Raw genomic sequence first — 23,700 nt, forward strand, 5'->3', positions numbered from 1 at the left:
TTACACACAGCTTATTCACAACCGGCATCCGAGCAACATGGACAACTTGTGGGCTAGCTGTGGATCAGCGGTGCATGAACCATGCCCCATTCCACAATATGACCGCATCGTCGGCTGTTATGTCGATATGTGTTGAACGAAGGCCTGCATTCTATCCAAAATGATGAATAAACAATGTGCCAAGTTAGCGAAAGCTAACCGCAAATTCCCAAAAGAAATTTGAAACTGCGCGCGGTCTGTGGCTATCCCGGCACAGCAAATCCCAGAAAACCACCCGGGATTTCGCCATGCACCCTGGGCAACGCCTCCATCCGGCGTCACTTCGAGGGGCGAATCAAGGCGTACTGGGCCCATTCTCCCCGCCGGTACAGCACATTGACGGGCTTGTTCTTGTCCAGCTTCGCCAGCGCCGCCTCGAAATCCTTGACGCCAGTGATCTCGATGTTGGCGATGGAAAGGATGATGTCGCCTTCGCGCAGGCCGGCACGGGCTGCAGCGTCGGCGGCAACATTCACCACCACACCGCCGCGGATCTTCAGCTCTTTCTTTTGCGCATCGGTCAACCCACTCACCGACAACCCGAGCAACTGTGCGGCAGGCGAAGCCTTGGGCTTTTCTTCGCGTTCTGCGAGCTTGCTCGCCGGCTTGTCACCCTCGATTTCCGCGATAGTGATGCCCAGGTCCTTGGCGCTGCCACGGCGGAACACCGTGACGGTGCTTTTTGTTCCGGGCTTCGTGTTGCCCACCAGACGCGGGAGATCTGCCAGCTTGTCGATCACCTTGCCATCAAAACGGGTGATGATGTCACCCGCCTCGAGGCCCGCCTTGTCGGCCGGTGATCCCGCTTCCACGCCCGTCACCAGTGCGCCAGACGCCTTGCCAAGGCCGATGGATTCGGCAACGTCCTTGCTGACCTGCCCGATCTGGACACCAATGCGCCCGCGGGTCACACGGCCGGTGGCACGCAACTGCTCGCTCACCCGAATGGCCTCGTCCATGGGAATCGCAAACGAGATGCCCATGAACCCGCCAGACCGCGAATAGATCTGGCTGTTGATGCCCACGACCTCACCGCGCATGTTGATCAACGGGCCACCCGAGTTGCCCGGATTGATGGCCACGTCGGTCTGGATGAACGGCAGATAGTCGCCCGTATCCCGCTGCTTGGCGCTCACGATCCCTGCCGTGACGGTGCTCTCCAGGCCAAATGGCGAACCGATGGCCATTACCCATTCGCCCACCTTCAGGCGGCTGACATCGCCCACCTTCACAGCAGGCAGGCCGGTTGCGTCGATCTTGACCACTGCCACGTCGGTGCGCTTGTCGGCCCCCACGAGCTTGGCCTTGAACTCCCGCTTGTCCGTCAACGTAACGATGACCTCGTCAGCGCCCTCAACGACATGGGCATTGGTCATCACATACCCATCTGCGGTGAGGATGAATCCCGACCCCACGCCCCGCGGCTGCTCTTCATCGGGCTGGGGACGCTGGGGTCTTTGCTGCCGGGGCATGTTGGGGATGGGCACGCCAAAACGCCGGAAGAACTCGAGCATGTCTTCGTCCATGCCGTTCGTGTTGGTGCGCGCCGACACCTTCTCGGAGGTGCGGATGTTCACCACTGACGGCCCCACCTGCTCCACCAGTTCAGTGAAGTCAGGCAAACCCCGAGATACAGCGGGTTGCGCCAAGGCGGCACCGTGTGGCACGGCCACCAGGCTTGCAGTCCCCATCAACACGCCGGCCAGCGCAAAAGAGGGCAGTTTTTTCCAATCGATCCTGATCATCATCGACCTTTCTTGAATTGTGGCAATGTTTACGAACAGAGGCTGTACGTCTGTGAAGGAAAGCAGAGTGACTTGGTTCCCCGAACCTTCAACACCTTTCATGCCCACGCTGAGGCTGGGAGCCATGCCGTCCGCAGAGCCACCATGCGCTGACACAGATTTGGATGGGCCGAAGTCAGCGCAAACGCTCCAACTGGCTGGCAAACAGCTGCAAGGTTTGCAGCGGAACCTCGCCGACAGCAGTGAGCCAGACGTCGGGCGCAAGGCGCTGGGTCAGCATCTGCGTGGCGCCCATGCCAGTCATCTGTGTAGCCACGGAGTGGTGCTGCGGATCGAAGGGCTGTATAAAAAGCGACACGGTGGCCAGACCGTCGGAATACGTGCATTGCAACACGCCATGGGCTGCGTTCGTTGCGCCCGGGGATCGACGATAGCAACTCACGGGCACGAACCCGGCAACGGGCTGGCGCAGCGTCCATCCCTCAGCCCTGGCCGTGGTCTTGACAACCGTGGACGCCACCACCCGGTACCCAGCCGTTGTATCCATCAGCCGTTCGAGTTGATCGGCCTGCACCGGCGACTTCAAATCCAGTTCGGAAAATGCGACCTGTTCAAGCACCCGACCTTCACTGCCTATCGTCTGCAGCTTCAACACCAGCCCGGTTTCCCGCTCACTCCACAAACGATAGCCAAAGCGGAGCATGTCCAGCGGCTGCAACCACACCACATCCGCCATGTACCCCGCCACGCGCTCCTGCCCAAGTGGCCGTGCAACATAAAAGCGTGACAACGCAGCACCCCGGACTTCCCGCCACTGCGGGAACAGGCTGGATGCATCGCGCGTATTGAGCCGAACAGTCTTCGACTGGGGCAGGAAAGTGCGTACTTCCTCATTGCGGCGGAATATGGTGCGCGGCGTGCCACTGAGCGCCTCTACCCGTTCGATCTGTCGGGCTCCATCGCAAACATGCGAAATCCGGGAACTGGCCATCGCTCCCGAGGATGCCAGCACCACAAAGGTGCCAGAGTAACTGCGCTGGCACCAAGCGCCCTGCATGCGCTGGATCCACTCGCCGATATCGCGTGGAGCCGAAGGGTTAGAAGCGGACTGCCCCGCAGCATCTCCATCAACAGGAAATGCTGCCCGCCCCGGCAACGAGGTTGCGAGCAAGAGCACGGCAACCAAGCGCACCGCCCCGCGTGCAATCGCCAACCACCGCGCATGCCGCACACCCGCCTCCACGCGACAGCCCCGCCGATCCGCATTACCCCTCGGTGACTCAGCGATCAGGCGTCTCGAAAGTGGCATTGCGCAGGAACCCTGCAGGCATCTGCAAAGCAGATGTACTTCCAAATTGCTTGTGGGCAGCCAGAAGCTCGTCCAGGCGCGGGTCGCGAATCATGACCTGCTGTTGTCCTTCGTTGCCCGCAACGGTGACCACGGGTGCGGCGGGCTGGGCTGGCGCAGGCGCTACGGCCAGCTGAGCCCCGGATGATTCCGCACCTTGCAGCCCCGCAAAAGAACTCCAGCCAATGGCCGCCACAGCGGCCAACGACGCGAATCCGGCCACCATCTTCCAGCGGAACACCGACGCATTGGCGGCCACCGCCGTCTCTGGGCGCGCGATCTGCGCCACCGCTGGTGCGGTGTCAGGCAGGCGCCCGGGCATGGGCTCGTGCGCCAATTGCTCGCGGATTCGCATCACCATGGAATGATTGCCGTGCTGGTGCAGGGCCAACTCCGGCGAGCGCAGAACGTCGCCCACCAGATGGTAGAGCTGCCAGGTGGATTGCCCGTCGTCCTGCGCAGCGAACTGCAGGGCCTGCGCCAACTCGTCGCCCTGCAATTGCCCATCAGCCATTGCCGACAACTGCTCACGCTGCATCAAATCTGTGTTCATAGCATCACCTGCCCAATCTCATCCTGCCGCAACAGCCGCACCCAAGAGCGACCCCAAAAAAATCTGCCTCACCACCGCTTGCCCGACTGGTTTTCCAGCAGAGGGCGCACACGCGCCGAAATCGCCTCGCGGGCGCGAAAAATCCGCGACCGCACCGTACCGATGGGACATTCCATCGCGGCGGCAATCTCTTCGTAAGTCAATCCCTCGATCTCACGCAAGGTCACCGCCTGCCGCAAATCGTCCGGCAATGCCTCCATGGCCGCATTCACGGCTTCGGCAATTTCACGGGCTGCAAGAATGGTTTCGGGCGTTTCTTCGGAAGTTAGTTCATGTCCAAAGCGGGAAGTTTCATCTTCCTCATCACTGCCGCGCAGGGCGTTTTCGGAAATGACCGGATTGCGCTTCATGTCCATCAGCGCCTTTTTGGCCGTGTTCACGGCAATCCGGTACAGCCAGGTATAGAACTGCGCATCGCCCCGAAACTGGTGCAGTGCCCGGTAGGCGCGGATAAAGGTTTCCTGTGCGATATCGGGGACGAGGTCCGTGTCTCGCACCATGCGACCAATCAGACGCTCGATGCGCCTCTGGTATTTGATGACCAGCAACTCGTAGGCGCGCTGGTCACCCGCGACCGTGCGCTCCACCAGTTGGAGATCGCTGTCTAAGGGGGCGGTGGGGGGAGTTACGGTCATTGTCACTTTGAATTCACGCCGGCGGGCGGCGCACCGCTGCGGGTTCGTCTGCGCGGGAGGCCTCCGGCTTGGGGCGCGAATATACCGCACGGCGCAGATCACCCCATCGTTCTGGCGCGCCCTGGCGCTCAAGCCATAACCAGGCGTGGCGCCCGTCTTGCCCGTCCAGGCAAACCCAAAGGTGATGTTGAAGATCCAGCCGCACCCACACGCTTCCTTCTAATGAATGCGCTGGCTTGCCTAGCTGTTCGGCTTCCAGACGCCAATGCACTCCGTCCCACTGCAGCAGACCATGGATCCGATACCGCCAGAAATGCCATAACGCAGACGCGGCCACGAACCAGATCAGCACGGCCACGGACCGTCGCATTGCCGAATCCCCTGCCCCGTGCAGGAGCCAGAAAACCAATACAGCGCCGCCGGCACCGAGCAGTATCAGCAAGCCCCCAAACAGCACCGAACCCTGTCCGACGGGATAACGCACTGGCGGTGCCGAGAAATGGCGAGAAACGCTTCGCATGGCCAGCGCCATTCGCTACCCAACCGAGCGTGAACAGACAGCCACACCCGGACAGGCACATCCGCTGAACGGGCGGCTGGTTGGCAGAACGCCGTCTCCCTGGCTGTCACCAACAGGGCCTGGTGACAGCAAGCGCATCAGATCCGCTTGAAAACCAGGGTGCCGTTGGTGCCGCCAAAGCCAAAGTTGTTTTTGACGGCCACGTCGATCTGCATGTCACGCGCCGTATTGGCGCAATAGTCCAGGTCGCACTCGGGATCCTGGTTGAAGATATTGATGGTTGGCGGCACTTTCTGGTGGTGCAGTGCCAGCACGGTGAACACGCTCTCAATGCCGCCAGCGCCACCGAGCAGGTGGCCCGTCATGGACTTGGTGGAACTGACCACGGTCTTGTAGGCATGCGCGCCCAAGGCTGCCTTGATGGCGTTGGTCTCGTTCAGGTCGCCCAGCGGAGTGGACGTGCCGTGCGCATTGAGATAGTCCACCTGGTCGGCGTTGATGCCCGCGTTGTGCATGGCGCTCAGCATGGCGCGGCGTGGGCCGTCCATGTTGGGAGCGGTCATGTGACCCGCATCAGCACTCATGCCAAAGCCAGTCAGTTCAGCATAGATTTTGGCGCCACGCGCCTTGGCGTGTTCGTACTCTTCGAGCACCATGACGCCGGCGCCCTCACCCAGCACAAAACCATCACGGTCCTTGTCCCAGGGGCGGGATGCTGTCTGGGGGTCGTCGTTGCGCGTGGACAGTGCGCGCATGGCGGCAAAGCCACCTACGCCCAGTGGCGAGACGGTGGATTCGGTGCCACCGGCCACGGCCACGTCGGCATCGCCGTATTCAATCATGCGACCGGCCTGGCCGATGCAGTGCAGGCCCGTGGTGCAGGCGGTCACCACCGAAAGGTTGGGCCCCTTGAAACCAAATCGCATGGAAACATGCCCTGCCACCATGTTGATGATGGAAGCGGGCACGAAAAAAGGAGTAATGCGCCGAGGTCCCCGATTGGTCAACTCGGCGTGGGTGTTCTCGATCAGCGGCAGGCCGCCAATCCCGGAACCGATCACGCAGGCGATGCGCGTTGCCAGCTCATCGTGCAGCGCTTCCCCAGTGGGCAAGCCTGCGTCCTGCACAGCCTGGGCCGCCGCAGCGATGCCGAAATGGATGAAAGTGTCCATCGCGCGCGCATCTTTGGCGCTGATGTACGACTCCAGATCAAATCCCTTGACCTCGCCTGCAATCTTGCAGGAAAAGTTCGACGTATCGAACTTGGTGATGAGATCAATGCCGGACTTACCGGCCAGGACATTGGCCCAGGAATCGGCCACCGTGTTACCCACGGGACTGACACACCCCAGGCCGGTCACGACAACGCGACGACGGCTCATGCGTAAAAACCTTCTGCTGATCGCTCAAGTCAGGCGTGGACGCCCGCTCAGGCTTTCTGGTGGGTGTTGGCGTAGTCGATGGCGTTTTGCACCGTCGTGATCTTCTCTGCGTCTTCGTCAGGAATCTCGATGCCGAATTCGTCTTCGAGTGCCATCACGAGTTCGACGGTATCCAGAGAATCAGCGCCGAGGTCGGCCACAAAGGCTTTTTCGTTGGTGACTTGGGACTCTTCAACGCCGAGTTGTTCGGCAATGATTTTTTTGACGCGTGCTTCGATATCGCTCATGGTTTCCCTCTGGGGGTTGTGAATGAATCCGCGATTCTAGCCGCTTGGGGAAAGCCCCCAAGTCGACCCGTCGCACGGATGAACCGACGTTAACTCTCAATAATTACATGTACATGCCGCCATTGACGTGCAATTCCTGCCCCGTCACATAGCCCGCCTCACGCGATGCCAGGTAGGCCACCGCATGGGCGATGTCGGCCGGCTTGCCCAGATGCCCCAGCGCGATCTGCGCTTGCAGGGCTTTTTGCTGGTCTTCAGGCAGGCTGGCCGTCATGTCGGTTTCGATGAATCCGGGCGCCACGCAATTGACCGTGATGCTTCGGCTGCCCAGTTCGCGGGCCAGTGCGCGCGTCATGCCAGCGACGCCGGCCTTGGCGGCCGCATAGTTCGCCTGCCCGGGGTTGCCCGATGCGCCCACCACGCTCGTGATGCTGATGATGCGCCCAAAACGCTGCTTCATCATCGGACGAATCGCCGCACGGCTCATGCGGAAAACAGCCTTGAGATTGGTATCCAGCACGGCATCCCAGTCTTCGTCTTTCATGCGCATGGCCAGCGTGTCGCGCGTGATGCCGGCATTGTTCACCAATACATGCAAACCGCCCTGCTGCTTGACGATGGAGTCCATCAACGCCTCAATGGCCGCGCCATCATTGACGTTCAGGTTGGCGCCCTTGCAGCCCGGATAGGCCGACAGCGCCTGGCTGATGCGTTCTGCACCCTCGTCCGTGGTGGCGGTGCCCACCACCTGATAGCCGCGCACGGCAAGCTCCAGGGCAATCGCGGCGCCAATGCCGCGCGATGCGCCAGTCACCAGCGCCACTTGGGCTTGGGATACAGATTGCGTCATGCCAACAACTCCCGGGTTTCGGCCAGCGTGGCCGGATCAAACAGTGCAGCACCAACCAGTTCGGGGTCGATGCGCTTGGTCAGGCCCGCCAGCACCTTGCCGGGGCCACATTCAATGAGATGGGTGATACCGCGGCCTTTCAGCGCCTGCACGCACTCGACCCAGCGCACGGGGCCAAAGGCCTGGCGGTACAGCGCGTCGCGAATGGCGTCTGCGTCCTGCTGCACGGCCACGTCCACGTTGTTGAGCACCGGAATTTGCGGCGCGCTCAACAGCACATCGGCCAGTGCCACGCGCAGCTTCTCGGCTGCGGGCTTCATCAGGCTGGAGTGGAACGGCGCCGACACGGGCAACGGCAGCGCGCGCTTGGCGCCCGCGGCCTTGAGCAACTCGCAGGCCTTGTCCACGCCCGCCTTGGTGCCGGCGATCACGGTCTGGACCGGATCGTTGAAATTCACTGCCTCGACGACTTCGATCGATCCCGCGCCAAAGGAAGCCGCCGCCTCGGCACAGCCCGCAATGACCCGGGAGGCCTCCATGCCCAGAATGGCCGCCATGGCCCCCGTGCCCACTGGCACGGCCTCCTGCATGGCGGCGGCGCGCAGACGCACCAGCGGAGCCGCCTGTGCCAGCGTCAACACGCCCGCGGCCACCAGCGCCGAATACTCGCCCAACGAATGCCCGGCCACCGCCAGCGGCAGGGCGCCGCCTTCGGCGCGCCAGGCGCGCCACGCGGCAACCCCGGCCACCAGCATGACCGGCTGGGTGTTGGTGGTCAGGGCCAGCGCCTCCTTGGGGCCTTCCTGGATCAACCGGGCAATGTTTTCACCCAGGGCGTCAGAGGCTTCCTGAAGAGTCTGGACCACGACGGGGTGATCGCCCCAGGCGTCCAGCATGCCCACAGACTGCGAGCCCTGCCCCGGAAAGACAAATGCAAAGGATTTCATAAAACCAGATGTAGATACGAAATATGCCCGCAGCGCTTATTCAAAAAGCGCTAACAGCTATAACTTCAGGAGCACCGCACCCCAGGTGAAGCCGCCCCCACCCCTTCAAGCAGCAGGGTCTCACCCTTCTTGACTTGGCCAGAGCGCACCGCATGGTCCAGTGCCAGCGGAATCGACGCTGCCGATGTATTGCCATGCTGGTCCACCGTGACCACCACTTTGTCCATGGACAGCTTCAGCTTCTTGGCAGTGCTCTGCATGATGCGGATATTGGCCTGGTGCGGAATCAGCCAGTCGATGTCGGCATCGGTCAGGTTGGCTTTGGCCAGCGTGGCGCGCGCCGCCTTGTCGAGCACGCCCACCGCCAGCTTGAACACGGCCTGGCCGTCCATCTTGAGCAAGGGATGGCCGAGCACTTCGCCACCCGAGACACCGCCCGGCACACACAGAATATCGACATACCGCCCATCGGCATGCAGGTCGCTGGCCAGGATACCGGGCGTTTCCGACGCCTCCAGCACCACTGCACCCGCGCCATCGCCAAACAGCACGCAAGTCGTGCGGTCCTTGAAATCCAGAATGCGACTGAACACCTCGGCCCCCACCACCAGCGCGCGCCTGGCGGCGCCGGTCTGGATCATGGCATCCGCCACCGTGAGGGCATATACGAAGCCGCTGCACACAGCCTGCACGTCAAAGGCGGGGCAACCGTTGGCTCCGAGCTTGTTTTGCAAGATGCAGGCTGCCGAAGGGAACACCATGTCGGGCGTGGAAGTGGCCACGATGATCAGATCGATGTCCTGCGGCTGGCAGCCGGCGGCCTCCAGCGCCTTCCTGGCCGCCTCCAGACCCAGATCGCTGCAGGTCACATCCGGCGCCGCGAAGTGGCGCGCCCGGATTCCGGTGCGCTCCACGATCCATTGGTCGGAAGTTTCGATACCGCTCTGTGCCAGCTCGGCCACCAGATCGGCGTTGGTCACACGGCGCGGGGGCAGGTAGCTGCCGGTGCCGATAATGCGGGAATAGCGTCTCATCAATAGGTTGTCGCCGCAGCACCGGGCGTTGGCTGGGCATTGCCAGGCGCCAGCAGGGGCGCCGCATGCGCAATCCGGGTCCGGACACGATCGAGCAGGTTGTTGCGGGCTGCATCATACGCCCGGTTCAAAGCCTGCTCGAAAGCCATGGTGTCGGCTGAACCGTGGCTCTTGAACACCAGTCCGCGCAGGCCCAACAGCGCCGCACCGTTGTAACGCCGGTAATCCATGCGATTCATGAGCGCCTTGAGAACCGGATAAGCGACGATGGCCGCAGCTTTGGTCAGGATGTTGCGCGAAAACTCCTGTTTGAGCCCACCCACCACCATCGACGCCACGCCCTCGCTGGCCTTCAATGCGACATTGCCCACAAAACCGTCACACACCACGATGTCCACGGTTCCCTTGAAGATGTCATTGCCTTCGACATTGCCATAAAAATTCAGATCACCCGAATTGGCAGCAGATCGCAGGAGTTCACCAGCTTTTTTGATGACTTCGCTGCCTTTGATGATTTCTTCACCAATATTGAGCAGACCCACGGTGGGCTCCTCGACACCTTTGAGCACTGAAACCAGCGCAGAGCCCATGACAGCAAACTGCAAAAGATGCTCGGCCGAGCAGTCCACATTGGCACCCAGATCGAGCACGGTGGTGGCGCCGCCCTGCGCGTTGGGCATCTGGGTGGCAATGGCCGGGCGGTCAATGCCATCGAGCGTCTTGAGGATATAGCGGGCAATGGCCATCAAGGCGCCCGTGTTGCCGGCGGAAACCGCTGCGGCAGCCGTGCCATCCTTCACCTGCTGGATGGCAACACGCATGGACGAGTCCTTCTTGCGGCGCAGGGCAATCTCCACAGGGTCGTCCATGGCGACCACTTCGGTGGCCGGCACCACGGTGGCGCGCTCATGCGAGAAGGATTGCAGACTGTCCTTCAGGCCGACCAGCAGCAGACGGGCATCGGGATGATTGTCGAGGAACTGACGGCACGCCGCGAGCGTGACGCGGGGGCCGTGGTCGCCCCCCATGCAGTCAACAGCCAGTGTGATCATGGGCGACTTGTCCGGCCCGCTGTGCGGACCGAAAGATGAATACAACGGTCAAAACAAAGGCCCGCGCTACAATAAAAGTAGCAACGGGCCTTGCAGGGATGGCTAAAGTCAGGCTTCAGACTTGTTCTTCAGCACCTGGCGGCCACGGTAGAAGCCGTTGGGGCTGATGTGGTGACGCAGATGCGTTTCACCGGTGGTGGGTTCCACGGCAATGCCCGGCACGTTCAGGGCATTGTGCGAGCGGTGCATGCCGCGCTTGGAAGGGGACTTTTTGTTTTGCTGAACGGCCATGATGGCTCCTGATCTGGAATGGGTTGGTAAAAACGCGATCAGCCCAAAAAGACACGATGGGGTTCGCGTGAAGCCCACGATTATAACCCAAATGCTTTTTGGGTCGATCAATCCGTCTTGCCATCCTTGCGCAAGGCGGCCAAAGCAGCAAACGGGTTGGGTTTTTCGGCATTGGCCTCTTCAAAATCGGCATCGGAAGACGCCAGGGGCACCGAGGTCGGGCACTCGTCGTGTTTTGGCACCACGGGCAGCGCCATCAGCAGCTCATCTTCGATCAGCTCACGCAGATCGAACTCACGGCTCAGTGCCAGCAGGTCTTCCTCGCTCTCATCGTCGAGGGCCTCGGCAGTGGCTTCATCGGCCACAAAGCGAAAGGACCGCTCCACGGCCAGAGGCACGTCCACCGGCGTCAGGCAGCGCTGGCATTCCATGGGAAAAGTGGCCTGAACCTGGACATTCAGCCACACCTGACCAATGCCGCCCAGCGCAGTGCGGATTTCACCCGTGGCCGTCCAGTCCACCCGCAGATCAGGATGCAGGCTCTTGGCCTCCTGGGACAGCCGCTCGTATTTCAGCAGCGAGTCATGCCCGGACAGCTGCCCACCCGCCTGTGCAAAGGCCTTGACGTCGAGCCGGTCGGGAGAGAATTCCTTGGTCATGGCGGCAGTGTAAGAGAATCGGCCGATGCATCAATCCCCCAACCCGCAACGCCCCTTGGTATTGGGCTCCACTTCGCGTTACCGCCACGACCTGCTGTCGCGGCTGAACCTGCCTTTCGCGGTGGCCGCCCCCGAGGTGGACGAAACCCCGCTGGCAGGCGAAACGCCCCGCGCTCTGGCCCTGCGCCTGGCCTTGGCCAAGGCCCATGCAGTGGCCCGCCAGCATCCACAAGCGATGGTGATCGGTTCGGACCAGGTGGCCGACCTGGGTGGCCAGCCACTGGGCAAGCCGGGCACCCACGAGCGCGCAGTGGCCCAGTTGCGCCAGATGCGCGGTGAAACCGTGATCTTCCAGACGGCGGTGGCTGTGGTCTGTGCCGCCACGGGGTTCGAGCAGGTGAACCTGGCACCGGTCGAGGTGCACTTTCGCAGCCTGTCCGACGAGGAGATCGAGCGCTATCTGCGCGCCGAGCAGCCGTACGACTGCGCGGGTAGCGCCAAAAGCGAAGGCCTGGGCATTGCGCTGCTCGACGCCATCCACAGCGACGACCCCACCGCCTTGATTGGTCTGCCGCTGATCCGCACCTGCCGCATGCTGCGCGCCGCCGGCCTGGTTTTGCCATGAGCACGCGCCCCACCACTCCGGCCGACGCGCCCGGCAATACCGCCGTCAACGGCACGCTGTACCTGGTGCCGGCGCCGCTCGACTTTGGCTGCGACACCCAGGCGCCGTTGCAGGACGCCCTGCCCGAAGGCACCCTGAAAACGGCCGCCCGCCTGACGCACTGGATCTGCGAGAACGCCAAGAGCACGCGCGCCTACCTCAAACGCATCGAGCCGCTGCACCCGCTGGCCGCATCGCTGCAGCAGCAAACCATCACCGAGCTGCCACGCGAAGTCCACAAGAAGGGCGACCACGGCGACAAGGGATCGGCCCCGTTCGACGCCCGCCCGCTGCTGGCAGCGGCCCTGCTGGGGCACGATATGGGCCTGATCAGCGAAGCCGGCATGCCCGCCGTGGCCGACCCGGGCTCGTCCGTGGTGCGCGCAGCGCACGACCTGGGCATTGCGGTGGTGCCGCTGGTGGGACCTGTCTCGCTGCTGCTGGCGCTGGCCGCCAGCGGCCTGAACGGCCAGAACTTTGCCTTCACCGGCTACCTGCCGCAAGACGCGCAGGAGCGCACCCAGCGCATTCGGGAGCTGGAATCGCTGGCGCTCAAGACGGGGCAGACCCAGCTTTTCATCGAAACGCCCTACCGCAACGCGGCGCTTTGGCAGGCCCTGGTGCAGACGCTGCAGCCCCACACGCGGCTGGCATTGGCGGGGGGGCTGACCTTGCCCCAGGTGCAGATCCGCAGCCAGCTGGTGCGCCAGTGGCGCCAACAGGCGATTCCCACGGACAACCGTACGCCGGTGGTGTTTGCCTTTGGCCGATAGGCGTGGCAACCCGATTTTAGCTATTTATTTGATAGCTAATAGCGCTTGCTGCGCAAGCGCTATCGGTTAATTCCTTCACAAAAACGCCCCATCTGCCGCCCCAACACAACGGGGCCACACATTCAACGCAATTGCGGCGCGGCGGTGGTTGCCAGGGCCTTGGCCGCACCCACGCCCATCGCGGCACCGAAACGCTTGGCCAGGCGTTCGGCCACGTTTTCACGGCGCGTGTAGTCGATGATGTCTTCGGCCTTGACCACTTCGCGCGCGACAAAGTCCAGGCTTCCAAGCTTGTCGGCCAGGCCCATTTCGATGGCCTGCTGGCCCGTCCAGAACAGGCCGCTGAAGGTTTCGGGCGTGGGCTTGAGGCGATCGCCCCGCCCGGCCTTCACCACGCCAATGAACTGCTGATGGATCTGGTCGAGCATGGTCAGGGCGTATTCGCGGTGCTTTTCCGTCTGCGGGCTGAAGGGGTCGAGAAAACCCTTGTTCTCGCCGGCGGTGAGCAGGCGGCGCTCCACACCCAGCTTTTCCATGGTGCCCGTAAAACCGAAACCGTCCATCAACACGCCAATGCTGCCCACGATGCTGGCCTTGTCCACAAAGATTTCGTCAGCCGCCGCCGCAATGTAATAAGCAGCCGAGGCGCAGGTCTCTTCCACCACCGCATACACAGGCTTGTTGTGCTTGACCTTCAGGCGCACGATTTCGTCATTGATCATGCCGGCCTGCACCGGGCTGCCGCCGGGTGAGTTGATCAGCAGTACCAGCGCCTTGGAGCCCTCGTCTTCCAGGGCGCTGCGCATGGCCGCCACCACCAGTTCGGCGCTGGCTTCGGCACCCGAGGCGATTTCGCCCTTGATGTCCACCACCGCCGTGTGCGGCGCCGACTTGCTGGGGCCACTGGTGCTCTGGTACAGGGCCGCCCAGGCGACCAGCAGCACCACCAGCAGCCAGGTCAGGCGAAAGAAGATCTTCCAGCGGCGGGCACTGCGTTGCTCGTTGAGGACAGAGAAGGCCAGCTTTTCCAGCGTGGCGCGCTCCCAACCCGGTTCACGCGTTGCATCGCTCACTTTCGCTCCCGAATTTGTAGCTGATTGCGCCCACAGATCGGGCGCTGGCGGTGGATTTTTCCCAGAACCTGTGGGTTCGGTGCGGGTGGGCTCGGTCATGGGTCAGAACTCAACAGGTTGCAGGTTGTAGGCAGTATGCCAGTGCACCACCCCGTCCACTTCGGACAGGGCAATTTTCACGAGACCGCCACGGCAGGGGCCACCCGCGCACGCGCCGGTGTCTGGCCGGTAGGCAGCGCCGTGGGTGGCACAAAGCAGCCACTGGCCGGTGTCATCGAAAAACCGGTCGGGCTGGTAGTCCATCTCCATGGCCACATGGGTGCACCGGTTCAGAAAGGCGTGGGGCCGTCCCTCGTAGCGAATGGCAAAGGCCCGGCAGGTCTGCCCGGCATACACCACGTCAAAGGGCACGGCCAGGTGGCGCTCCTGCAGATCGGCGCTGTTGCACAGCGCAATCGCGCTGGAATCGGCGCTGGCCCGGTACGCGTCAGGCATGGGACAGCAGCCAGTCGTGCAACTCGCGCACCGAATGCGCCACATGCAGGGGGTTCAGCACCTCGAAGGTTTCTGGCTCGTGGGCACCGTAGCTCACGCCCACGCTGGCGCATCCGGCCGACAGCGCCATCTGCAGGTCGTGGGTGGTGTCGCCAATCATGAGCAGGCGCTCGGGCACCACGTCAAACTCGGCCATCAGCTCGTGCAGCATCAGGGGATGGGGCTTGCCGGCCGTCTCGTCGGCCGTGCGCGAGCCGTCGAACACGCCTTTGAGCTGCACCGAGTGCAGCGCCTCATCCAGGCCCCGGCGGCTTTTGCCGGTGGCCACGGCCAGCAGGTGGCCTTGCGCCCGCAGGTCGGCCAGCAGGGGCAGCACGCCGGCAAACAGGCTCAGGTCATCCTGGTGCTGCAGATAGTGAAACCGGTAGCGATTGTTCAGCTCGGGGTATTTTTCGGGCGGCACATCGGGCGCAGCATGGGCCAGGGCCTGCGTGAGGGCCATGCCGATCACATAGGCAGCGGCCCGGTCGGTGGGTACGGTGCCGCCCACGTCGCGCACCGCTTCCTGGATGCTGCGCACGATGATGGCCGTGGAGTCGAACAAGGTGCCGTCCCAGTCAAAGGCGATCAGGTCAAAGCGGCGCGGGCGGGCGGTGGGGCGCATGGGGCAATCAGGCGGTTGGAATGAATTCGGCAAGCTCCGGCGGCAGTTCAGCGTTCAGCAGCACACGTTCACCGGTGGCCGGGTGCGTGAACTGTAACCGCCAGGCATGGAGGAACATGCGCCGTACCCCCAGTTTCTGCAGGCGCTTGTTGAGGTCGAAATCGCCGTATTTGTCGTCCCCCACGATGGCATGCCCCTGGCTGGCCAGGTGCACGCGGATCTGGTGGGTGCGGCCGGTCTTGATGGTCACCTCCAGCAGGCTCATGGCGGGCAGGCCCTGCGCCGGGCGCGCGGGCAGCAACTGCCGCACCTTGACCAGCGTGATGGAGCGCAGGCCATCCGGGTCGTCGACCGTGGTCACGCGCACACGGCGTTCTCCGTCGGCCTGCAGGTACTTGTGCAGTGGCTGGTCGATCACCTTCTTGTTGGCGGGCCAGGCGCCCGTCACCAGCGCCAGGTAGGTTTTGCCGGTTTCCCGTTCACGGAACTGGTCTTGCAGGTGAGTGAGCGCTGACCGCTTCTTGGCCACCAGCAGGATGCCCGAGGTTTCGCGGTCCAGCCGGTGCACCAGCTCCAGAAATCGGGCCTGTGGCCGCGCCTGGCGCAATTGCTCGATCACGCCAAAGCTCACCCCGCTGCCGCCATGCACCGCCACGCCGGCGGGCTTGTCCAGGGCGATCAGATGCTCGTCCTCAAGCAGGATGGGAAATTCGCGCGCCGGCGCGGGCCGCTCGGCCTTTTCAGCGACCTTGTCGGAAATACGCACCGGCGGCAGGCGCACCACATCGCCCGTCGCCACACGGGTGTCGGCATTGACCCGGCCCTTGTTGATGCGCACCTCGCCGCTGCGGATGATGCGATAGACATGGGTTTTGGGCACGCCCTTGAGCTGGCGTATCAGGAAGTTGTCGAGGCGCTGGCCGGCGGAGTCTTCGTCGACTTCCACCAGACGCGCCGCGGGAGCGGGAGCTTCGGGGGTGCGGTCGGATGACGGTTTGCCCCCTATAATGTGTTTCACCTGCGCGCCATTGTGTAAGTGGTTGATTTGTCTGGAGTTTAGTCCACACAGCCCTTGCATTTGCGCAGGCAGGTCGATGCCAGCGGGCGTCGTACATGCAGATTGCAGGCCAGATGCCTGCAGTGGCCGGTACGCCGCGCGGCGGGCTGACAAATTGAAACACTGATACGGAATCCCCCAAGCTGGCAGATTCGCCCCACCCGGGCGCAGTCTGCCAGCGGATCGAAGCGAGCATGTGGTTGTTGATGACATGGATGATGACGTTGTGGCAGAGGCTGCGGCCTTTGGCTGCGCGCCAAAAATCGCCATCAACCCACAACCAGCAAGCGCAACCAGCTACTCTTTTGATAGCAAAACTGCGCTCTTACCACTCGCCCCCATCCACGCGCCCCTGCCTCACGATGCTGCGCTAGAGCGCGGCAGATCATTGGCATCTCCGGCAATTCCCTTCGTTTCGATGCGTCAGTCCAGGCATTCACAGCTCCGTTAGAGCTTGTTTATTGGTTTGGAACGGCGGGTGGCAGCCCGCGCAGCCCTGTTGGCTGCGCCGCTGCCGACCGTCACACACGCAAAGGAATCGCATCATGAAGCGGATGCTCATCAACGCCACGCAGCCCGAAGAACGGCGCCTGGCCATCGTCGACGGACAAAAGCTCCTCGACTACGAAATCGAAATCGAAGGGCGCGAGCAGCGCAAGGGCAACATCTACAAGGCCGTGGTCACGCGCGTCGAGCCGTCGCTGGAGGCCTGCTTTGTGGACTACGGCGAAGACCGCCACGGCTTTTTGCCGTTCAAGGAAATTTCGCGCACCTACTTCGCCCCGGCGTCTCGCCCAGCCAGGCACGCATCAATGAAGTGATCAAGGAAGGCCAGGAGCTGCTGGTCCAGGTCGAAAAGGAAGAGCGCGGCAACAAGGGTGCGGCGCTAACCACCTTTGTCTCGCTGGCCGGCCGCTACGTGGTGCTGATGCCCAACAACCCCCGTGGCGGCGGCGTGTCGCGCCGCATTGAGGGCGAGGACCGCGCCGAGCTCAAGGAGGCGATGGACCAGCTCGAATACCCCAACGGCATGTCCATCATTGCGCGCACCGCCGGCATCGGCCGCAGCGCGCCCGAACTGCAGTGGGACCTGAACTACCTGCTGAAACTGTGGAACGCCATCGACGGCGCCGCCAAGGGTGGCAAGGGCGCCTTCCTGATCTACCAGGAATCGAGCCTCGTCATCCGCGCGATCCGCGACTACTTCAACAACGACATCGGTGACATCCTCATCGACACCGACGACATCTACGAACAGGCGCAGCAGTTCATGGCGCACGTCATGCCCGAGCATGCCGCCCGCGTGAAGCGCTACCGCGACGACGCCGCCCTGTTCAGCCGCTTCCAGATCGAGCACCAGATCGAATCGGCCTACGCCCGCACCGTGCAACTGCCCTCGGGCGGCGCCATCGTGATCGACCACACCGAAGCGCTGGTCAGCGTGGACGTGAACTCGGCCCGCGCCATCAAGGGCGGCGACATCGAGGAAACCGCCACACGCACCAACCTGGAAGCCGCCGACGAAGTGGCCCGCCAGATGCGCCTGCGCGACCTGGGCGGCCTGATCGTGATCGACTTCATCGACATGGATGAGAGCAAGAACCGCCGCGAAGTGGAAAACCGCCTGCGTGACGCGCTGCGCCAGGACCGCGCCCGCGTGCAGTTCGGCACCATCAGCAAGTTCGGCCTGATGGAAATGAGCCGCCAGCGCCTGAAGCCCGCATTGTCTGAAGGCTCGTCCATCCCCTGCCCCCGTTGCGGCGGCTCGGGCCACATCCGCGACACCGAATCGTCGGCCCTGCAGATCCTGCGGATCATTCAGGAAGAATCGATGAAGGACAACACGGCCGCCGTGCACTGCCAGGTGCCTGTGGAAGTGGCCTCGTTCCTGCTCAACGAAAAGCGCACCGAGATCGCCAAGATCGAACTCAAGCAGCGCGTGGCCGTGCTGATGGTGCCCAACAAGACGCTGGAAACCCCCAACTACCGCCTCGAACGCCTCAAGCACGACGACCCGCGCCTGGACCACATCGAAGCCAGCTACAAGCTCGCCGAAGAAGTGGAAGACCCCACGGCCGTGACGCGCCGCTCGCAAGAGCCCACCAACAAGCAGACCCCGGTCATCAAGGGCGTGCTGCCCGATGCGCCTGCCCCCATCGCCGAGCCCCGCCCGAGGGCGCCGCACGCCCACCGCGCGCGGGCCAGCGCCCTGCCGCTGCGGCGCCTGCGCAAGCCGCCGCACCCGCTCCTGCGGCACCGCGCGCCCCGGCCGCGCCGCAGGAACAAGGCTTCTTCGGCTGGCTCAAGAGCCTGTTTGGCATGGGTGATGCGCCGGCTTCCGTGCCGGCTGCCGCCCCCGCACCTGTCGCAGCGCCTGCCGAAGCCGGCACGCGCGGTGAACCCCGCCGCGATGGCCGCAATGGCGAAGGCCGTGGCCGCCGTGGCGAGCGCGGTGAACGCAGCGCCGGCCGCGACGGCAACCGCGAAGGCGGCGCCCCCCGTGATGGCAACCGCGAAGCCAACGGCGAAGGCCGTGGCCGCCGTGGTGAGCGCTCGGCGGAAACCCGTGCACCGCGCGACGGCGAAGGCCGTCCGCCCCGTGGCGAAGGTGAAGGCCGTCCGCCCCGTGGCGAAGGTGAAGGCCGCAACGGACGTGAAGGCCGGGATGGTCGCGAAGGCGGCCGTGGCCGCCGCGATGCAGAGCCCCGCAACAACGCTGCCGGCGCCGACACCGACAACGCCGCCGCCCAGACCGCCATCCAGGCCCAGGTGACGGGCCCGAACGGCAACGGCCCCGAAGCAGCTGGCACCCAGCCCCGTGGCGAACGCGGCCCGCGCCGTGAGCGTGGCGAAGGCCAGGGTCGTCGCGAACGTGGCGAGCGCACGGAGCGCGGTGAACGCGCCCCCCGCGCGACAGAAGCACAGCAAGGCGCCGGAGCCTCCGCCGCGGACTTTGCGGACACCGCCCCGCTGTCGTCGCTGCCCGATCTGGACCTGAGCGGCAACGAAACCGCACCAGCCAACGATGACCGCCGTGAGCGCCGTTCACGCGACCGTTATGGCCGCGACCGGCGCGACCGCGCCCCCGCGATGCGGTGGAATCAGCTGCCCCAGCCATGATGGAGCTCGATACATCGGCCCCCGTCGCCCCCCGGCCGCCGATGTCCAGGAAGAGCCCGCACGCCGCAGCTACTTCAACGCAGCCCCCACGGCCCAGCTCCAGCCCCAGTGCCCGCAGCCGCTCCCATCGCTGCGCCCACACCGGCACCCGAGCAGCCCCGCGCAGAAGCCTTGGTGCAAGCCTCGGCCCCCGTGCCAGCACCGGCTGCAGCACCGGCACCCGTGGCCGCCGCGCCCGTGGCCGCGGCTCCAAAGGCCGCAGCCGCAGCAACGCCTGTGGCTGCACCGGCACCTGCCGCAGCGCCTGCCGCCCAGGGCATGCCCGCGTCCAGGGCTTCACGCTGCCGCTCGATGCCTTGCAACAGGTGGCCGCTGCGTCAGGCCTGCAGTGGGTGAATTCGGATGCGGAAAAAATCGCCGCCGTGCAGGCCGCGATTGCTGCCGAGCCGCAACCCATCCGCGTGCCGCGCGAGCGCCCGCCCGCCGTGGTGCTGGACGAAGGCCCGCTGGTGCTGGTGGAAACCCGCCGCGACCTGTCGGCCATGACGCTGCCTTTTGAGCAGCCCCCGGCTGCCTGATGCAGCAACCAAGAAGGCGGCCCAGGCCGCCTTCTTTCATTGGGGCTTCTTGAGGCCCTGACCGCTCCCATCTTGCGCACTGGATTACCCTTCGACATTGCCCGTCGAGATCCCCGGACCACCACGCCCACACCATGCTGTTCCTGCTGTCTCCCGCCAAATCGCTCGACTACGACACACCCCTGCCTGCAGGGCTGCCGCACACGCTGCCGCAGTTCGTGCCGCAGTCCACGCAGCTGATCGACGTGCTGCGCGAAAAATCTCCCCAGGACATTGCCTCGTTGATGGGCCTGAGCGACAAGCTCGCCGCCCTGAACGTGGTGCGCTACCAAGTCTGGCAACCAAAATTCACCGCAGCCAATTCGCGCCAGGCCCTGCTGGCCTTCAACGGCGATGTGTACGAAGGCCTGCAGGCCCGCACGCTGGCCGCGACCGACCTCGACTGGGCGCAGCACCATGTGGCGATCCTGAGCGGCCTGTATGGTGTGTTGCGCCCGCTCGACTGGATGCAGCCCTACCGGCTGGAAATGGGCACGCGCCTGGCCACGGCGGCCGGCAGCAACCTCTATCAGTTCTGGGGCGGCCAGATTGCCGAGCACCTCAACACCCGCCTGCGCGCCGACACCACGCCCGTGGTGGTCAACCTGGCGTCCCAGGAATATTTCAAGGCGGTGGACCGCAAGCAGCTCAAGGCGCGCGTCATCGAGTGCGTGTTCGAGGACTGGAAAGGCGGCGCCTACAAGATCATCAGCTTTCATGCCAAGCGCGCGCGGGGCCTGATGGCACGCTATGCCATCACCCACCGCATTGCCACGCCGCACAAGCTCGAAGCCTTCGATCTGGAAGGCTATACCTTCGCCCCCGCATCCTCCGAGCCCGAGCGCCTGGTTTTTCGGCGCAAGCCAGCCTGAATACCGCCATGGCTTCGCGTTCCGACCAGCGCACTCCGGCAGGGGCGAGCACGCCGCAGCAGGCCGCCAGCCAGCCCATCACGCCCGAGCTGCGCCAGTGGATCGCCGATCAGGCCGGGGCCGGCTGCTCCGCACCGGACCTGCTGCAATCCCTGCGCGCCGCCGGCTGGGCCGACGATGTGGCCACGCAGGCACTTGCGCAAGTGCTGCAAGCGCCTGCCGAAAACAGCCCGCAGGCCCGCCGCCCGCCCCGTGCATCGGCCGTTCCTGCGCCGCTGCTGGCGGATTCGCCCCCGTTCCTCGATGCAGGCGACCGGCAGGTCAGCGTGCTGCTCACCCTCACCCACCCTCGCCTCGTGGTGTTTGGCAACCTGCTGGGACCGGATGAATGTGACGCCCTGATCGCCGCCGCCGCCCCGCGCATGGCGCGCTCGCTCACGGTGGCCACCCAAACGGGCGGGGAGGAAATCAACGACCACCGCACCAGCGACGGCATGTTCTTTCAGCGCGGCGAGAGTCCGCTGATCCAGCGCATCGAAGAACGCATTGCCCGCCTGCTGAACTGGCCCATCGAAAACGGCGAAGGCCTGCAGGTGCTGCACTACCGCCCCGGGGCCGAATACAAGCCGCATTACGACTACTTCGACCCCGCCGAGCCCGGCACGCCCACCATCGTGCGGCGCGGCGGGCAGCGCGTGGGTACGCTGGTCATCTACCTGAACACGCCGGAGAAGGGCGGTGGCACCGTCTTTCCGGATGCGCAGCTCGAAGTTGCACCGCAGCGCGGCAACGCCGTGTTCTTCAGCTATGCACTCCCGGAGCCGTCCACCCGCACGCTGCATGGCGGCGCGCCAGTGATCGCGGGCGACAAGTGGATCGCCACCAAATGGCTGCGCCAGCGGGAATTTACATAAAACAGGCTCTGGCGCTTGGCGGCCTCAATTCCGAAGTGCAACACCGAGAATTGAGGTCAAGATGACAAAGAAGAATTACCAGCAGTTGAGCGAGAGCGAACGCCATGCGATCGCCTTGGGGCTTCAGCAAAAGCAAAGCCTCAGCGCCATAGCGCGGGCCTTGGGGCGCTGCAAGAGCACCATCAGCCGGGAATGCCAACGCAATGCGGGCGCCAAGGCCTACACCTCCAAGTTCGCCCAGCAACGCAGCGACAGGCGCAGATGCTTTGCCCGTCCCCAGCCCAAACTGCACCGCGATGGACCTTTGTTCAAGATCGTTCGCGACTATCTGCTCCGGCACTGGTCTCCCCAGCAAATCGCTGGGCAGTTGAAGAAACTGCACCCTGACAACAAGCGCAAACAAGTGTCCCACGAGAGCATCTACACCTGCATCTACGCCCAGCCCCGCGGAGAGCTCAAGAAGGAGCTGGTGGCCTGCTTGCGCATGGCCCGCGCCAAGCGCTGGCCGCGCTCCAAAGGCGAGGATCGGCGTGGGCAAATCACCGACCTGCTGAGCATCCATGTGCGCCCACCCGAGATTGAGGATCGTCAGTTGCCCGGGCACTGGGAGGGCGACCTCATCAAGGGCAAAGGCAATGCCAGTGCCATTGGCACGCTGGTCGAGCGCACGACCCGCCTGGTGGTGCTGGTCAAGCTGCCGCACCCCAACCCGGCGACAGCGGCACATGTACTGCAGGCCTTCAGCGACAAGCTCAATGGCATTGCCAGCCCGATGCGCCAGAGCCTGACCTATGACCGTGGCAGTGAGATGGCAGAGCATGCCAAGCTCACCGAGAACACGGGCATGAAGGTGTACTTCTGTGACCCCTACAGCCCCTGGCAGCGGGGCTCCAACGAAAACACCAATGGATTGCTGCGGCAGTACTTCCCCAAGGGGACTGATCTGAGCGGCTATAGCCAGGAGTATCTGGATGCCGTAGCCGATGAGCTCAATGGGCGCCCCAGGATGACTCTGGGGTGGAGCAAGCCCATTGAGGTTTATGCCGAACATTTGGCCCGGCTGACACAACAGCCTGATTCAGTGCATTAATGAATATTTGTTGCACTTGGACTTGAATCCGCCCTTATGAATAAAGCGCAAGCAGCTATTAATTAGATAGCACAAGGACACACCATGACCACGCCGGAACAATCGCAACTGGGCAAGGCATCGGCGTATGCCGACCAGTACGATGCCTCACTGCTGTTTCCCATCCCGCGCGCGGGCAAGCGCGCCGAGATCGGCATTGCGGGCGCGCCTCCCTTCTTCGGGGCCGACCTGTGGACGGCGTTCGAGCTGTCGTGGCTGAATGCGCGCGGCAAGCCCCAGGTGGCGCTGGCGCACATCACCGTGCCCTGTGAAACACCCAACATCGTCGAAAGCAAGTCGTTCAAGCTCTACCTCAACAGCTTCAACAACACGCGCTTTGCCGACGCGGCCGAAGTGCAGGCCCGCATCCGCGCCGACATCAGCGAGGCCGTGTGGCGCGGTGCCGACCACCCCGCCACCGTGGGGGTGAAGTTGCTGCTGCCCGAGCTGTTTGACCGCGAGCCCGTGCACGAACTCGACGGCCTGAGCCTGGACCGGCTGGACGTAGAGTGCACGCGCTACCAGCCCGCGCCCGACTTGCTGACCGCCGAGTTTGGCGAAGCGCCCGTGTCCGAGGTGCTGACCAGCAACCTGCTCAAGAGCAATTGCCTCGTCACGGGCCAGCCCGACTGGGGCAGCGTGCAGATTGCCTACAGCGGCCCGCAGATCAACCAGGAAGCGCTGCTGCAGTACATCGTGAGCTTTCGCAACCACAACGAGTTCCACGAGCAATGCGTGGAGCGCATCTTCATGGACCTGTGGACGCGCTGCAAACCCATCAAGCTCACGGTGTATGCGCGCTACACCCGCCGGGGCGGGCTCGACATCAACCCGCTGCGTACCAGCCACCCGCAGCAGCTGCCGGCCAACACGCGCACGGCGCGGCAGTAACCGCGCCAGACTTGCCGGGCTGGTGTGCC

General features: G+C 63.9%; 22 protein-coding genes and 2 pseudogenes. 7 read left to right on the forward strand and 17 right to left on the reverse strand.

Features of this window, described 5'->3' with window-relative positions; all coding sequences use genetic code 11:
- Nucleotides 1-317 precede the first annotated feature (317 nt).
- The 13 genes and pseudogenes from CBP34_RS14410 to CBP34_RS14465 all read right to left on the reverse strand — a co-directional run bounded on the left by CBP34_RS14410 (nucleotide 318) and on the right by CBP34_RS14465 (nucleotide 11,402).
- Nucleotides 318-1,784, reverse strand: a complete 1,467-nt coding sequence (locus CBP34_RS14410) for a DegQ family serine endoprotease (RefSeq protein ID WP_094099194.1) — start codon at nucleotides 1,782-1,784, stop codon at nucleotides 318-320.
- Between the two features lie 175 nt (nucleotides 1,785-1,959).
- A complete protein-coding gene (locus tag CBP34_RS14415) occupies nucleotides 1,960-2,997 on the reverse strand; it encodes a MucB/RseB C-terminal domain-containing protein (RefSeq protein WP_236748429.1) in 1,038 nt (345 codons plus the stop codon).
- Nucleotides 2,998-3,064: 67 nt separating this feature from the next.
- Nucleotides 3,065-3,685 carry a sigma-E factor negative regulatory protein gene (locus CBP34_RS14420; protein ID WP_094098438.1) on the reverse strand — a complete coding sequence of 207 codons (621 nt, stop codon included), beginning with the start codon at nucleotides 3,683-3,685 and terminating at the stop codon, nucleotides 3,065-3,067.
- Between the two features lie 68 nt (nucleotides 3,686-3,753).
- The gene (rpoE, locus tag CBP34_RS14425) at nucleotides 3,754-4,380 is read right to left on the reverse strand and encodes an RNA polymerase sigma factor RpoE (RefSeq protein WP_086913059.1); all 627 of its coding nucleotides are present in this window, start codon (nucleotides 4,378-4,380) and stop codon (nucleotides 3,754-3,756) included.
- A 13-nt stretch (nucleotides 4,381-4,393) separates the two neighbouring features.
- Nucleotides 4,394-4,912, reverse strand: coding sequence for a hypothetical protein (locus CBP34_RS19490; RefSeq protein WP_162290904.1), 519 nt, complete (start codon nucleotides 4,910-4,912; stop codon nucleotides 4,394-4,396).
- A gap of 125 nt (nucleotides 4,913-5,037) precedes the next feature.
- Nucleotides 5,038-6,282: a beta-ketoacyl-ACP synthase II gene (gene fabF / locus CBP34_RS14430; protein WP_094098439.1), complete on the reverse strand. Its 1,245-nt coding sequence runs from the start codon at nucleotides 6,280-6,282 to the stop codon at nucleotides 5,038-5,040.
- Between the two features lie 47 nt (nucleotides 6,283-6,329).
- On the reverse strand, nucleotides 6,330-6,569 hold the full coding sequence (gene acpP, locus CBP34_RS14435) for an acyl carrier protein (protein WP_003058049.1): 240 nt from the start codon (nucleotides 6,567-6,569) through the stop codon (nucleotides 6,330-6,332).
- Between the two features lie 103 nt (nucleotides 6,570-6,672).
- Nucleotides 6,673-7,419 (reverse strand): 3-oxoacyl-ACP reductase FabG, encoded by a 747-nt coding sequence (gene fabG / locus CBP34_RS14440; protein WP_086927893.1) that lies wholly within the window; start codon nucleotides 7,417-7,419, stop codon nucleotides 6,673-6,675.
- Nucleotides 7,416-8,366: an ACP S-malonyltransferase gene (gene fabD, locus CBP34_RS14445; protein ID WP_094098440.1), complete on the reverse strand. Its 951-nt coding sequence runs from the start codon at nucleotides 8,364-8,366 to the stop codon at nucleotides 7,416-7,418. The genes fabG and fabD overlap by 4 nt, the downstream gene beginning before the upstream one ends.
- 57 nt (nucleotides 8,367-8,423) lie before the next feature.
- Nucleotides 8,424-9,400: pseudogene (locus tag CBP34_RS14450) on the reverse strand (beta-ketoacyl-ACP synthase III).
- Complete coding sequence (plsX, locus tag CBP34_RS14455; RefSeq protein WP_086927896.1) at nucleotides 9,400-10,452, reverse strand: phosphate acyltransferase PlsX; 1,053 nt, start codon at nucleotides 10,450-10,452, stop codon at nucleotides 9,400-9,402. The pseudogene CBP34_RS14450 and the gene plsX overlap by 1 nt, the downstream one beginning before the upstream one ends.
- Nucleotides 10,453-10,560: 108 nt before the next feature.
- Nucleotides 10,561-10,743, reverse strand: coding sequence for a 50S ribosomal protein L32 (gene rpmF / locus CBP34_RS14460; RefSeq protein ID WP_005794249.1), 183 nt, complete (start codon nucleotides 10,741-10,743; stop codon nucleotides 10,561-10,563).
- Between the two features lie 107 nt (nucleotides 10,744-10,850).
- Nucleotides 10,851-11,402, reverse strand: coding sequence for a YceD family protein (locus tag CBP34_RS14465; protein ID WP_094098441.1), 552 nt, complete (start codon nucleotides 11,400-11,402; stop codon nucleotides 10,851-10,853).
- Between the two features lie 25 nt (nucleotides 11,403-11,427).
- Here CBP34_RS14465 and CBP34_RS14470 point away from each other — a divergent pair, with 25 nt between their 5' ends.
- Together CBP34_RS14470 and CBP34_RS14475 are read left to right on the forward strand one after the other, a co-directional pair.
- Nucleotides 11,428-12,027: a Maf family nucleotide pyrophosphatase gene (locus tag CBP34_RS14470; RefSeq protein ID WP_086913066.1), complete on the forward strand. Its 600-nt coding sequence runs from the start codon at nucleotides 11,428-11,430 to the stop codon at nucleotides 12,025-12,027.
- Entirely contained in the window at nucleotides 12,024-12,839 is an 816-nt protein-coding gene (locus CBP34_RS14475; RefSeq protein ID WP_086913067.1) for an SAM-dependent methyltransferase, read from the forward strand. Before CBP34_RS14470 ends, CBP34_RS14475 begins: the two co-directional genes overlap by 4 nt.
- 122 nt (nucleotides 12,840-12,961) lie before the next feature.
- On the opposite strand, the gene CBP34_RS14480 is transcribed toward CBP34_RS14475, so the two are convergent.
- Genes CBP34_RS14480 through CBP34_RS14495 form a run of 4 tightly spaced genes read right to left on the reverse strand, consistent with a single transcriptional unit; the run spans nucleotide 12,962 to nucleotide 16,089 of the window.
- Nucleotides 12,962-14,011: a S49 family peptidase gene (locus tag CBP34_RS14480; protein WP_086913068.1), complete on the reverse strand. Its 1,050-nt coding sequence runs from the start codon at nucleotides 14,009-14,011 to the stop codon at nucleotides 12,962-12,964.
- 3 nt (nucleotides 14,012-14,014) lie between these two features.
- Nucleotides 14,015-14,407 carry a Rieske (2Fe-2S) protein gene (locus CBP34_RS14485; protein WP_086913069.1) on the reverse strand — a complete coding sequence of 131 codons (393 nt, stop codon included), beginning with the start codon at nucleotides 14,405-14,407 and terminating at the stop codon, nucleotides 14,015-14,017.
- Nucleotides 14,400-15,071 carry an HAD family hydrolase gene (locus tag CBP34_RS14490; RefSeq protein WP_086913070.1) on the reverse strand — a complete coding sequence of 224 codons (672 nt, stop codon included), beginning with the start codon at nucleotides 15,069-15,071 and terminating at the stop codon, nucleotides 14,400-14,402. Before CBP34_RS14490 ends, CBP34_RS14485 begins: the two co-directional genes overlap by 8 nt.
- A gap of 7 nt (nucleotides 15,072-15,078) precedes the next feature.
- A complete protein-coding gene (locus tag CBP34_RS14495; RefSeq protein ID WP_086913071.1) occupies nucleotides 15,079-16,089 on the reverse strand; it encodes an RluA family pseudouridine synthase in 1,011 nt (336 codons plus the stop codon).
- Between the two features lie 584 nt (nucleotides 16,090-16,673).
- Here CBP34_RS14495 and CBP34_RS20290 point away from each other — a divergent pair.
- The 5 genes and pseudogenes from CBP34_RS20290 (at nucleotide 16,674) to queF (ending at nucleotide 23,671) form a co-directional block, all read left to right on the forward strand.
- Nucleotides 16,674-19,826, forward strand: a pseudogene (locus tag CBP34_RS20290) (Rne/Rng family ribonuclease).
- 134 nt (nucleotides 19,827-19,960) lie between these two features.
- Nucleotides 19,961-20,737 (forward strand): peroxide stress protein YaaA, encoded by a 777-nt coding sequence (gene yaaA, locus CBP34_RS14505; protein ID WP_094098442.1) that lies wholly within the window; start codon nucleotides 19,961-19,963, stop codon nucleotides 20,735-20,737.
- Between the two features lie 8 nt (nucleotides 20,738-20,745).
- A complete protein-coding gene (locus CBP34_RS14510; protein ID WP_094098443.1) occupies nucleotides 20,746-21,651 on the forward strand; it encodes a 2OG-Fe(II) oxygenase in 906 nt (301 codons plus the stop codon).
- 61 nt (nucleotides 21,652-21,712) lie between these two features.
- On the forward strand, nucleotides 21,713-22,741 hold the full coding sequence (locus tag CBP34_RS14515; RefSeq protein ID WP_094097883.1) for an IS30 family transposase: 1,029 nt from the start codon (nucleotides 21,713-21,715) through the stop codon (nucleotides 22,739-22,741).
- A gap of 84 nt (nucleotides 22,742-22,825) precedes the next feature.
- Nucleotides 22,826-23,671, forward strand: a complete 846-nt coding sequence (queF, locus tag CBP34_RS14520; RefSeq protein WP_094098444.1) for an NADPH-dependent 7-cyano-7-deazaguanine reductase QueF — start codon at nucleotides 22,826-22,828, stop codon at nucleotides 23,669-23,671.
- The last annotated feature ends 29 nt before the right edge of the window (nucleotides 23,672-23,700 follow it).

This window comes from Acidovorax carolinensis, assembly GCF_002157145.1.
Taxonomy (GTDB): Bacteria; Pseudomonadota; Gammaproteobacteria; order Burkholderiales; family Burkholderiaceae_C; genus Acidovorax; species Acidovorax carolinensis.

Coding starts and splice junctions, on each gene's coding strand:
- acpP (WP_003058049.1), bottom strand. CDS start 6,569: ATGAGCGATATCGAAGCACGCGTCAAAAAAATCATTGCCGAACAACTC.
- queF (WP_094098444.1), top strand. CDS start 22,826: ATGACCACGCCGGAACAATCGCAACTGGGCAAGGCATCGGCGTATGCC.
- CBP34_RS19490 (WP_162290904.1), bottom strand. CDS start 4,912: ATGGCGCTGGCCATGCGAAGCGTTTCTCGCCATTTCTCGGCACCGCCA.
- fabD (WP_094098440.1), bottom strand. CDS start 8,366: ATGAAATCCTTTGCATTTGTCTTTCCGGGGCAGGGCTCGCAGTCTGTG.
- CBP34_RS14480 (WP_086913068.1), bottom strand. CDS start 14,011: ATGACCGAGCCCACCCGCACCGAACCCACAGGTTCTGGGAAAAATCCA.
- CBP34_RS14465 (WP_094098441.1), bottom strand. CDS start 11,402: ATGACCAAGGAATTCTCTCCCGACCGGCTCGACGTCAAGGCCTTTGCA.
- yaaA (WP_094098442.1), top strand. CDS start 19,961: ATGCTGTTCCTGCTGTCTCCCGCCAAATCGCTCGACTACGACACACCC.
- rpoE (WP_086913059.1), bottom strand. CDS start 4,380: ATGACCGTAACTCCCCCCACCGCCCCCTTAGACAGCGATCTCCAACTG.
- fabG (WP_086927893.1), bottom strand. CDS start 7,419: ATGACGCAATCTGTATCCCAAGCCCAAGTGGCGCTGGTGACTGGCGCA.
- CBP34_RS14410 (WP_094099194.1), bottom strand. CDS start 1,784: ATGATCAGGATCGATTGGAAAAAACTGCCCTCTTTTGCGCTGGCCGGC.
- CBP34_RS14475 (WP_086913067.1), top strand. CDS start 12,024: ATGAGCACGCGCCCCACCACTCCGGCCGACGCGCCCGGCAATACCGCC.
- CBP34_RS14470 (WP_086913066.1), top strand. CDS start 11,428: ATGCATCAATCCCCCAACCCGCAACGCCCCTTGGTATTGGGCTCCACT.
- rpmF (WP_005794249.1), bottom strand. CDS start 10,743: ATGGCCGTTCAGCAAAACAAAAAGTCCCCTTCCAAGCGCGGCATGCAC.
- CBP34_RS14490 (WP_086913070.1), bottom strand. CDS start 15,071: ATGCGCCCCACCGCCCGCCCGCGCCGCTTTGACCTGATCGCCTTTGAC.
- CBP34_RS14485 (WP_086913069.1), bottom strand. CDS start 14,407: ATGCCTGACGCGTACCGGGCCAGCGCCGATTCCAGCGCGATTGCGCTG.
- plsX (WP_086927896.1), bottom strand. CDS start 10,452: ATGATCACACTGGCTGTTGACTGCATGGGGGGCGACCACGGCCCCCGC.
- CBP34_RS14515 (WP_094097883.1), top strand. CDS start 21,713: ATGACAAAGAAGAATTACCAGCAGTTGAGCGAGAGCGAACGCCATGCG.
- fabF (WP_094098439.1), bottom strand. CDS start 6,282: ATGAGCCGTCGTCGCGTTGTCGTGACCGGCCTGGGGTGTGTCAGTCCC.
- CBP34_RS14510 (WP_094098443.1), top strand. CDS start 20,746: ATGGCTTCGCGTTCCGACCAGCGCACTCCGGCAGGGGCGAGCACGCCG.
- CBP34_RS14420 (WP_094098438.1), bottom strand. CDS start 3,685: ATGAACACAGATTTGATGCAGCGTGAGCAGTTGTCGGCAATGGCTGAT.